The organism is Caloramator australicus RC3, from assembly GCF_000297115.1.
Taxonomy (GTDB): Bacteria; Bacillota; Clostridia; order Clostridiales; family Caloramatoraceae; genus Caloramator; species Caloramator australicus.
This window is the reverse complement of record NZ_CAKP01000141.1, coordinates 1-8,552: the sequence shown is the minus strand read 5'-3', so window position 1 is coordinate 8,552 and position 8,552 is coordinate 1. Positions and strand designations below refer to the sequence as shown.

The window sequence follows — 8,552 nt, the reverse complement described above, 5'->3', positions numbered from 1 at the left end:
GTCTTTTATTATATTCCTTCCAAGTTCATCAGTCGATTCTTTAACTACCTCAACAAGTTTTGTAAAATCCCATTCTTTTGACAGCATTTCTTCTACATTTTTTATTAATTTAGTAGTGAAATTTATTAAATGTTGTTGTATAATATCATGTTGTATAATATTATTCAAAAGAGACACCCCCTTATTGATTTGTGTTTTTTCCACTTTTTATTTTACCACAGGGGTTGTCTCTTTTAAATTTTTTGTCCTTTTTCGTCCTACAATAATTTTACACTATGTTCCGTTTCATAATCTAAGCTTGATCCGTCCATTGGGTTTCCAAGGCCGTCTAAAACTTTACCAAGCAAAGTTGGACCAACCTTCACATTTAATGTTTTTCCAGTGTTTTCTACCGGACACCCTACTGCAACCCCTGTTATGTCTCCAAGGGGCATTAAGAGTAGTCCATTATCCCTAAATCCAACTACCTCTGCAAGAACATAGTTTTTGCTGTTAATAAATATTCTGCAAACTTCCCCAATAAAGGCCTTTAAGCCTTCTACTTCTATGGTTAATCCAACAACCTTTTTAACCTTTCCAGTAAGTTTTATAGTATCTATCTCAGCTACCTTCTTCATTAAAGCTTCAAAACTTAAGCTTAGCATATCAATCATTCCTTAATAGGTTATTTAATATTTGCTTTATTTGAGTTTCAATTTTTGCATCGATGTAACCTGAAGGAGTTTCTGCTACAAGATCCCCCTCTTGAACATCAGGATCAGCAAGTAAAATTAAATCATTAGGATTTTCAACAAATATTTCAAGCTCATCTCTTCTGCCCTTTAAAAAAGCATAATCCCTTGGATTTAATTTTAAAATTATCTGGCGCTTATCTAGGGCTTTTGAAATCATGCTCCTTGCTATGTTTAAAATAGCCTCTTTATTCACTGTTATTTCTGATTTTATTATCTGCCTTGCAATTTCGATTGATAGCTTTATAATTTCATCTTCTTTTTCTTTTATATAATTCTTTATTTCTATTTGAACATTTTTTGCGTATAAATCTACTTCTTCTTTTATTTTTTGTGCCTCAATCTTTGCCTCATCAATGCCTTTTTGATACCCTTCCTGGTAACCCTTCGTGTATCCTGTGCTGTAGCCTTCTTTTTGAGCATCCTCTAATATGGAATTTGCCTTTTCCTTTGCTTTATCTATAATATCTTTTGCTTCCCTTTCTGCACCTTCAATAAGGTCTCTTGCCCTTTCATGGGCGTTCTCTAGTATGGCCATTTTTAATGTTTCTATTGTGTTGTCTTGACTGTTTTCATCTGAATGTAGCTCTATAAGTTTTTCTACAACGGGTGGAGCGATTACTGCATCACCCTTTATTTTGCCATACTTTATAACCTTAGAGTATGATTGCATCGTCTCCACCCCTTGATACTATAATCTCACCTGCTTCATCAAGTCTTCTTATAACTGCAACAATCGCCTGCTGTGCCTTTTCAACATCAACAAGCCTTACAGGTCCCATAAATTCCAAATCTTCCTTTAAAGACTGTGCAGCGCGCTTTGACATATTGTTGAATATAATGTTTTGAACTTCCTCTGATGCACCCTTTAGTGCAAGGGCTAAATCCTTTTGGTCAACTTCACGCAATACGCGCTGTATTGAAGCATTGTCAAGAGTAACGATATCTTCAAATACAAACATGCTTTCTCTGATCTTTTCTGCAAGTTCTGGTTGTTCTCTGTCAAGTTCATCAAGTATCGATTTTTCTGTTCCTCTATCAACATTATTGATGATATCAACAAGGGTTTGAATACCACCAATTTGCTGAAAATCTGGCCTTATTACATTTGATAGCTTCTTTTCAAGAATTTCTTCTACTTCCTCTATAAACATTGGTGAAGTGTTGTTCATAGTTGCAATTCTTTTTGCAACATCCACCTGAAGATCCTCAGGAAGTCCAGATAATATCTGTGCTGCCTTTTCAGATTGCAGATAACATAAAATAAGGGCTATCGTTTGTGGATGTTCATTTATAATTACATTAAGAAGCTGCGTTGCATCGGCCTTTCTTGCGATTCCAAAGGGTCTGTATTGCTGAGTTATCTCTGATACCTTTTCTATTATTTCTATAGCCTTTTGGGTTCCTAAGGCCCTACTTAATAGGGTCTTTGCATATTCAAATCCACCTTCAAGGATATAATCCTTTGCTTTATTCAAATTAACAAATTCCTTTAAAACCTCTTCCTTTACTTCCTTTTTAACCTTAGGCATATTTGCAATTTCAAAGGTTATCTTTTGTATCTCGGATTCTGGAAGTCTTTTTAATATTGGTGCCGAGGCTTCAGGACCAAGGGTTATAAATAGTATTGCTGCTTTTTGAACTCCTGTTAACTTGTTTGAATCCTTAGGCAAAGCTATCACCTCTCATCCTCAGCAAGCCAAGTTTTGATAACTTCTACAACTTGTTCTGGCTTCTTTGATGCATAATTCTTTATTTCCTTTTCAAGATCCATTTCCTCTTCCTCATTTAAAAGAGGTTGATATTCCACTTGAGGTTTAGGTAAAACATCTGAAATAACAACATCCAAATGATGCTGCTGTTCTAATTCTTTTTCTTGTTTCTTCCTTCTTCTTGATCTTATAAATGCAATCAGTCCAAAAAGTAAAGCTAAACCTGCTGCACCGATATATGAATACTGCTTTATCTTTTCCTTTTGCTCTAACTGTTTTTGAATCTCCTCAAGATCCTTTTGGGCTTTTTCCTTTGCCTCGTTATTAAAAGCTAGAGCCTCTATATTTATTCGGTCGCCCCTTGCCTCATCATATCCTGTTGCTGCAGCCACTATATTTTTTATAGTTTGCTTTTCTGCATCGTTTAAGCTTCCATCGATTATAACTGATACCGAAAGCCTTTTTACCTCACCTGGAGCCTTTATAATCTTTTCCTCAGTTTGTCCAACTTCATAATTTGTTAATTCCTCTTCCCTTTGGGTATTGGAGGATTGGCTAGAACCATTTGCTAAGGTATTACTCATATTGTTATCGATAGGGCTTGAGCCAGCACCCGCACCTGATGAATCATTTGAGGATTCCTTTATCTTATGCTGGCTTCTTATTATAGCATCCTTATCATAGGAAATCGTAGTTATTGATTTTGAGTCAAAGTCCATATCAGCATTTATCTTAACTGTAACCTTGTCCTTACCAAAAACTGTTTCCAGCATCGATAGGACATCTTTTTCAAGCTGATTTTCAAACTGCCTTTCTATATCCCTCTGCTTTAGGGCAGATGAGGTTCCGTTTAAAGTATCATCGAATAAGTTTTCGGATAATAAATTCATATTGCTATCTATAACCTCAACGTTTTCCTTTGGAAGATCCTTAACACTACCCGAAACTAAGGCAACTATAGCCTTAACTTTATCCTGTGATAACGTTTTATTATATTTAAGCTTTAATGTTACAGATGCCCTTGCCTTTGATGTGTCCCTTGCAAAAACCGTATCATCAGGCAAAACAAGATGAACCCTTGCCTTTTCCACCTCATCAAAACTCTCAATCGTCCTTGCAAGCTCATCCTGAAGAGCCCTTTGATACATTATTTTGGCCTCTGTATCCGTAACGCCAAATTTGCTTTGGTCAAACAGGCTCCATCCTTGCCCATCGGAGGGTAAATATCCATTTTCTAAAACCGTGAGCCTTAGTTCATCTACTTTGCTTTTTGGAACTAAGATTGAATTTCCTTGGATTTTATATGAAACTTTTTGCTCCTTTAACTTTTCCACTATCGCCTGGGAATCCTGTGGCTGTAAGTTGGAAAATAAAACTTCATATTTTTCTTTTGTAAGATAAACAGCGGATAATATGATTCCGGTAAAAAATAGAGTAATTAAAGATAATACCAAAACCTTTTTTGTTAAATTAAAGGAGGTCCACTTTTCCTTTATTTTTCCTAATAATTCTTTTAATTTATCCATCAAAAGCACTCCTTCAATTGTCTACTATATTTGAATTCGCATTATTTCCTGGTAAGCATCAACAAGTTTATTTCTTATTTGAACTGCAAGTTCTAATGTTAACCTTGCCTCCTCTGTTGCTAGCATAACCTGGTGAATATCCTGTGCTTGTCCCGTAATTAAATCTATTGTAGCATTTTCCGCCTCAACCTGTTTTTCATTCACCCTATCAAGGGCCTTTTTTAGATATTCTTCAAAGTTAACATTATTTTTCGTATTATCAGAACTTACTTTTAAAAGACTACTTGTATCTAAAGTAATTGAATTGATATTCATCTATATCCCTACCTTCCAATCTCTAAAGCCTTCATCATCATTTGCTTTGATGTATTAAACGCTGTTACATTTGCCTCAAAGGCACGGGAGGCAGTTATTAAATCTATCATTTCATTAAGAATATTCACATTTGGCATTGTGACATATCCATCCTTGTCGGCATCGGGATGGCTTGGATCATAAACCCTTCTTAGGGGGCTTGGATCCTTAGAAATTGCAGATACCTTAACACCATTTAACTTTTCTGTGAACCTATTATTCCTATCAAATGCCCTTTTTAAATTTTCCTCAAAGGATACTACCTTCCTAATATATGGACCTCCAGTAGAAGTCCTTGTGGTTTCTGCATTGGCGATATTATCCGATATAACCTCCATCCTTAGCCTTTCCGCCGACATTCCGCTGGCACTTATTCTCAAGGGATTAAAAAGATTATTCATACACTACCTTCTCCCTTCGCTGATTATAAAACGTCTCATAGCGATCTTACTATTTGCCTGAGATACAAGGGCATTGTAAAGGATCGCATTAGCTGCTAAGTTTGCCATTTCATTGTCGATATCAACATTGTTACCATCAAGCCTCATCGAGGATGAATTGTCCTTTTTAAGGTCATAACTTAAATTTTCGATGCCACTTCCATCATTTAAATGCTTCTCGTTTGTAACCTTAAGAGCTAGCCTTTCTCCCTTTAAAACGCCATTTAATTTTTCTTCAAAAACCACTCTAAAGGCCTTATATCCTTTAGTATTTACATTGGCAATATTATGAGCTATTACTCTATCCCTTGCACTTGTCGCATCCAACGATTTTTTAAGCATCATATAACTTAATTCATCAATATTCCTAATCATACTTCAACATCCCCCAATAAATTCTAATATTAATTTATTACACATAACGACAAGTGTCAACTAAATATTAATATAAATTAACACAATGCGATTTTAATTTACATTTTAATTTTATTAAACTCATTTCTTTATAGTTATATTTTACAAAAAATTGTGATGAATTCAAGATATTTTTGTTAAATTTTGTTATAAAACATTTTGGCAAAAATAAAAGCCCTACAATTTAGGGCTATTTTTTGACGTCTATTGTAGATTTTTCTTCTTTCTTTTCCTTTTTATACTGATTCACCAGTTTATCTAAATTCTTCTCCTTAATTATTGCATTATAATCCATAAGCTGTTTATTTAGCTTAGAGATCACTTTATCTTGCAGTCTTTTTGTTTCTTTTATTATGTTTCCAACATCCTCAACTAATTTTTTAAATCTCAAAACGTCTTCCTTTAATTCTATTCTTTCAATTTCTTCTGCCTTAAAATCTGAGATGTTATGTTTTATTATATAGATCTCCTTCAACTGTTCAAGCCTATTTGATAGCTTTGCTATAATCTCAAGATTAAAGGAGATCTCTTGAAGCTCCCTGTTGTATTCTTCTATGTTAATGTTTTCTTCTTGTTCGAATTTTTTTATCGACTCATAAATATTTTTATACCTTTCATATTGCCTTTCTAAATTTTGAATTATTTCATGAAACATAAAAACACCTACTTTTTAAGTCTCCTATATGCCTCTTCGAAGGTTTCCTTAAGCTCTTCGGCAAATCCTAAAACTTCCTCTGCTATTGCCTTGTCCTTTTTAGTATTTGCTTCAACCAATCTTCTATACATATAGTCATATAGGAGCATTAATGATTTTGCTATTTCTCCTCCAACCTCCATATTCAATGTTGCCATAAATTCTAAAATTATGTTTTGAGCCTTTATAAAGTTTTCATGGGCCTTTTTTATATCCTTCTCTTCAATTCCTACGATTGCAAGTTTAATAAATTTAACAAGTCCATCATAAAGCATTAAAAGGAGCTTTTCCTTAGAAGCTGTAAAAATGCTGTTTTGCTGATATGCATTTAGTGCATTTAGGTTATTCATCTAATCACCCTCTTATATCAATTATTTTTCCCGTCATTTTATTAAAGGACTCTAAAAGGGATTCTATATCATCAACCTCTGTTTCAATTAAACCCCTTCCCTTTTCATCCTTTAGCTTTATCTTAACCTTGTTTTTCATCACCCTATACTCAAGCTTTATATTATACTTTGCTAAAACACTTGAAAACTCCTCTGCAAATTTTCTTTGTCTTTCCTGATCAAAGTTTTTTTCTTCATTACCCCTTTTTGTTTCTGCACTTTTTGCCTCATGCACAATTTTATCAACTATCTTTGTTTCAATCTGCCTTATTACAAGGGGGTCTATTTTATCAAGGGTTATAGGATTAATCGGCATAAACCTTCCCCCTATCTTTTTTCATCTATAAAAAGTCCAAATACCTCCATCATACTGGCCACCATATCAAGTATCTTTTTAGGCGGAATCTCCTTTAAAACCTCCCCAGTGTTGTCATTTATGATTTTTATAATAATATCATTTGTTTTTTCATGTATCTCAAACTTAAGATGGGTAGAATCCTTTAAATATTTATTCGCAGTTTCAACAGCCTTTTCAACATCCTTCCTATTATATTTAACCTCATTATTAACTTCATTATTTTGCTTATCAAACTTAATATTATTTAACTCAACCGGTTTCAAATTTTGAAAATTAACGTTATTTACCCTTTGTATTTCCATCCTTGCCACCCCTTACTTATTCTATTTTATTTATCGGAAAAATTTTTTTGAGCTTTAGGGATGGATACAAAAAATAAGGAAGCAGCATTTACGCTACTTCCTATTAATAGGCATTTTATTCTTTATTGTTTGAAATTTTCCATTTCTTCTTTAATTTTTCGTATTTCATCTTCATTAAGTCCTGTTGCTTTAATTATCATTGACATATCAGCACCTAATGCTATTAGATTTTTTGCAACGTTAATTATTCCTTCCATTCTTCCTTCTTCTCTTCCCTTTTGTTCAGCTACATGTAATCTTGTCATTTTATCCCTTATTGCAGCCATCTTTGCTTCGTATTCCATTCTTGCTTTCTTAGCTTCTTTTATTATTTCAAAAAAACTATCTGTTTGCTTTTTATTTTCGTTTTCCTTAGCCATATTTTCACTTTAGTTTAGCATATTTTTCATTATTTCTTCAATATCAGTTATTTGTAACCCTGTAATTTCAGCTATTGTTTTAACATCTATCCCTTTTCTTAGCATCCTTTCAGCTACTTCTTTTTTCCTTCTATCTTGCCTTCCATTCTTCCTTTTTTAATTCCTATTTCTATTCCTTCCATTCTTCCTTCTTCTCTTCCCTTTTGTTCAGCTACATGCAATCTTGTCATTTCATCCCTTATCGCAGCCATCTTTGCTTTATATTCCATTCTTGCTTTCTTGTCCTTACTTATTATCTTCAAAAGGTTGTATGCGTAGTTGATGTCCTCATTCTTCTTTGAGAGCACATCAATCACCTCCTTGTTCCCATCTATGAATTCCATCCACATTACTAATGGGTCATTTTCATCTCTTGGAACTTCTTTATCATATAACTTCTTAAGCTCTAAAAAATGTATTTCTAATACATCTGTTAGCTTGTAATTTGTTTCATCTTCAAATATATGATAGGTTGAGTTTAGCTTCTTTAATGGTGTTACATTAAAATCTACTATGTTTATTGTTATGCACTTTTTAAGGTCAGTATATTTTCCGCCTGCTTCTATTTGCCCAGTATACATCTTACTCCAGTAAAAAAGAGTCCTTTCTGCCATGTAACCACTATCTAAAATTTGAACTTCTATGTCTATTTCTTTTTCATCTTTCGTTTTTACTCTTACATCAAGTACTCCCTTTTTATCTTTCTTGTGATTCTTTATTAATTCACTGTTTAGTATCTCAAGCCCCTCTAATTCTTCCTTTGGAACTCTTAAAACTGCACTTAAAAATGAAACCAATACTTTGTTAAACAGCACATTATTCCATCTAAAAATCAATTCAAAAATGCAAATTATTTTAACCTCGCATTTTTCTAAAGGATGTAATAAATTGCATCCTTTCAAGTCAAATTTCTTTATCCTCAACAATGCATAATTTTTAGTTTTTTACAAATAATCATATTAAACTGAACAACAAAAATATAGGGGAAAAGCCCTCTACCTCCACATAAGCTTTTCCCCTAAATCTGAAATTTTGTTGTTCTTTAATTATGATTATATCCAAATTTTCTAACTTTATTCATCAATATTTGTTTTTAGGGGAAGCATCTTTCTATCCAACTCAATATGGCTGTAAAAATTGTGGCTATATGGGTAGGCTCCATAGGCATGGATAC

Annotated in this window: 13 protein-coding genes; all 13 read right to left on the bottom strand. The window is 33.4% G+C overall.

Annotated elements, in window-relative coordinates; translation table 11 throughout:
- Nucleotides 1-257: 257 nt before the first annotated feature.
- The gene (locus tag CAAU_RS13290) at nt 258-644 is read right to left on the bottom strand and encodes a flagellum-specific ATP synthase FliI (RefSeq protein ID WP_008909957.1); all 387 of its coding nucleotides are present in this window, start codon (nt 642-644) and stop codon (nt 258-260) included.
- A gap of 1 nt (nt 645) precedes the next feature.
- Complete coding sequence (locus CAAU_RS13285) at nt 646-1,404, bottom strand: FliH/SctL family protein (RefSeq protein ID WP_008909956.1); 759 nt, start codon at nt 1,402-1,404, stop codon at nt 646-648.
- Nucleotides 1,388-2,404, bottom strand: coding sequence for a flagellar motor switch protein FliG (gene fliG / locus CAAU_RS13280; RefSeq protein WP_040306774.1), 1,017 nt, complete (start codon nt 2,402-2,404; stop codon nt 1,388-1,390). The genes CAAU_RS13285 and fliG overlap by 17 nt, the downstream gene beginning before the upstream one ends.
- Nucleotides 2,405-2,409: 5 nt before the next feature.
- Nucleotides 2,410-3,969 (bottom strand): flagellar basal-body MS-ring/collar protein FliF, encoded by a 1,560-nt coding sequence (gene fliF / locus CAAU_RS13275; RefSeq protein ID WP_008909954.1) that lies wholly within the window; start codon nt 3,967-3,969, stop codon nt 2,410-2,412.
- A gap of 24 nt (nt 3,970-3,993) precedes the next feature.
- Nucleotides 3,994-4,284 (bottom strand): flagellar hook-basal body complex protein FliE, encoded by a 291-nt coding sequence (gene fliE, locus CAAU_RS13270; RefSeq protein WP_008909953.1) that lies wholly within the window; start codon nt 4,282-4,284, stop codon nt 3,994-3,996.
- An 8-nt stretch (nt 4,285-4,292) separates the two neighbouring features.
- Nucleotides 4,293-4,724: a flagellar basal body rod protein FlgC gene (flgC, locus tag CAAU_RS13265; protein ID WP_008909952.1), complete on the bottom strand. Its 432-nt coding sequence runs from the start codon at nt 4,722-4,724 to the stop codon at nt 4,293-4,295.
- A 3-nt stretch (nt 4,725-4,727) separates the two neighbouring features.
- On the bottom strand, nt 4,728-5,138 hold the full coding sequence (gene flgB, locus CAAU_RS13260; protein ID WP_008909951.1) for a flagellar basal body rod protein FlgB: 411 nt from the start codon (nt 5,136-5,138) through the stop codon (nt 4,728-4,730).
- A 229-nt stretch (nt 5,139-5,367) separates the two neighbouring features.
- Nucleotides 5,368-5,832, bottom strand: a complete 465-nt coding sequence (locus tag CAAU_RS13255; RefSeq protein WP_008909950.1) for a hypothetical protein — start codon at nt 5,830-5,832, stop codon at nt 5,368-5,370.
- Nucleotides 5,833-5,840: 8 nt separating this feature from the next.
- Nucleotides 5,841-6,221 carry a flagellar export chaperone FliS gene (fliS, locus tag CAAU_RS13250; protein WP_008909949.1) on the bottom strand — a complete coding sequence of 127 codons (381 nt, stop codon included), beginning with the start codon at nt 6,219-6,221 and terminating at the stop codon, nt 5,841-5,843.
- A gap of 4 nt (nt 6,222-6,225) precedes the next feature.
- Nucleotides 6,226-6,576 (bottom strand): hypothetical protein, encoded by a 351-nt coding sequence (locus tag CAAU_RS13245; protein WP_008909948.1) that lies wholly within the window; start codon nt 6,574-6,576, stop codon nt 6,226-6,228.
- A gap of 11 nt (nt 6,577-6,587) precedes the next feature.
- A complete protein-coding gene (locus CAAU_RS13240; protein WP_008909947.1) occupies nt 6,588-6,920 on the bottom strand; it encodes a flagellar protein FlaG in 333 nt (110 codons plus the stop codon).
- A 122-nt stretch (nt 6,921-7,042) separates the two neighbouring features.
- Nucleotides 7,043-7,339 carry a hypothetical protein gene (locus tag CAAU_RS13235; RefSeq protein ID WP_008909946.1) on the bottom strand — a complete coding sequence of 99 codons (297 nt, stop codon included), beginning with the start codon at nt 7,337-7,339 and terminating at the stop codon, nt 7,043-7,045.
- 113 nt (nt 7,340-7,452) lie between these two features.
- On the bottom strand, nt 7,453-8,193 hold the full coding sequence (locus CAAU_RS13230; RefSeq protein ID WP_207635479.1) for an Rpn family recombination-promoting nuclease/putative transposase: 741 nt from the start codon (nt 8,191-8,193) through the stop codon (nt 7,453-7,455).
- Nucleotides 8,194-8,552: the final 359 nt, after the last annotated feature.